The sequence below is a fragment of the Pseudoalteromonas sp. SR45-5 genome (assembly GCF_014163565.1).
Taxonomy (GTDB): domain Bacteria; phylum Pseudomonadota; class Gammaproteobacteria; order Enterobacterales; family Alteromonadaceae; genus Pseudoalteromonas; species Pseudoalteromonas distincta.
In genome coordinates, this window is record NZ_JACJDN010000767.1 from 1 (window position 1) to 1642 (window position 1642).

At 40.6% G+C, this 1642-nt stretch carries 2 protein-coding genes; one reads left to right on the plus strand and one right to left on the minus strand.

Annotated features, from left to right (window positions below; genetic code table 11):
* Window positions 1-111 precede the first annotated feature (111 nt).
* Window positions 112-897: a class I SAM-dependent methyltransferase gene (locus H5072_RS18825; protein ID WP_002963022.1), complete on the minus strand. Its 786-nt coding sequence runs from the start codon at window positions 895-897 to the stop codon at window positions 112-114.
* 53 nt (window positions 898-950) lie between these two features.
* Here H5072_RS18825 and gloB point away from each other — a divergent pair.
* On the plus strand, window positions 951-1642 hold a 692-nt coding region (gene gloB / locus H5072_RS18830), incomplete at its 3' end, for a hydroxyacylglutathione hydrolase (RefSeq protein ID WP_182694436.1).

Here is a 1642-nt window from a genome sequence, read left to right on the forward strand (position 1 = left end):
ATCGCATTAAATAACTCACTAACTGCGTTAAAAATTATTCATATAGAACAACTATATGTCACAATTTTCGCCTTGTTAATGTGCTATTTTCTTAGCGCTATGATAGATCACTTATTTAATGCAATTGGTATTATTTTTTTGCTCGCACGATTTAAAGTGTTGCTTTGACGTTTGTCTAAGCCCTGCCCCTTTTACTGGTGCAAACTGCGGCCTAGCATGCCACTTAGGTTTTATCGGCGTAAGTGGCGCAACTCTTTTTCGTGCCACCAGCATATAAACACTGCCCATTGGTTTTAAATACTGTTTTGCAAAAGTCCGCCAAAACTCAAATCTTGATAACCTGTTACCTCTTGCCAGTGATGAATAAATAAAACGTTCGTCACTTACAATTTCAAAACCCAATAAATTTAGCCAATCTTTAACCCTCGCAGGGGTAAAAAAGCGCCCCGTCCATGGTAACTTCTGACCACTAAAAGGCAGCATTTGTGCAAGCCCACACAAACTAAACGGATTAAAACCAGTCACTAGTATATAACCGCCCGGAATAAGCGTGCGATGTGCTTCTCGTAAAATGTGATGTGGGTCTGAATGATACTCTAAGCAGTGGCTTAGTATACAAGCATCAATACTGTGCTCGTAAAATGGCAATTCATCTATGTCAGCAACTACCCCAGTGTAAGGCCCAGGCTCTGCAACACACACTTGGTGTTTAATCGTACTTATACTTGTGTTTAATTCGCCACTTAAATTACCCAACTTAAGCATATGATAGCCAAACATACGCGGAAGCCATTGCTCCATTTTACGTTCAATATCTGTGCGTAAATAATCCCCATGAGGAAACTGCTGCCACGACAGTGGTTTGGGTCCTTCTTGAAAACTAAGGGCTGGTTTCATTTTTTGAGCTCGTTATACTATGCGATAAGTGTCACTTTATAGAGCAATTTACCATGGTGCAAGTCAAAGCAATTAAAGCCTTTTCTGATAATTACATTTGGTGTTTAACTACCGATAACAGTAACCAGGCATGGGTAGTCGATCCAGGCCAAGCACATCCCGTATTAACCTACTTAGCTGAGCACAAACTAACGCTTGGTGGTATTTTAATTACGCATCATCACTACGACCACACTGATGGCGTAGCTGAATTAGTTGACGCCTATCCAGATATATCGGTTTATGGCCCTGCAAATAGTCCATTTAAAGGCGTCACTCACGCACTCACTGATGGACAAAGCATCAGTGTGCTTAATATTAACTTTACTATTTTAGCAACTCCTGGGCACACGCTTGATCATATTTGTTACACAAATGATGAACTTGCTTTTACAGGCGATACATTATTTAGCAGCGGATGTGGGCGCTTATTTGAAGGCACGCCAGAGCAAATGTGGAAATCTTTTAATAAACTAAGAGAGCTGCCTGCAAGCTGTGTTGTTTATTGCACGCACGAATACACACAAGCTAATCTTGCCTTTGCCAAAGCAGTTGAACCACGCAATCCAGAACTCCTTGAGTACAGTAAAAAAGTAGATGAATTACGCAGGAATAATCAAATTTCTCTACCGACCTCTATTGGACAGGAGCTAAAAATAAATCCATTTATGCGTAGCGATTTGCCAACCATTATAGAGTTAGTGCC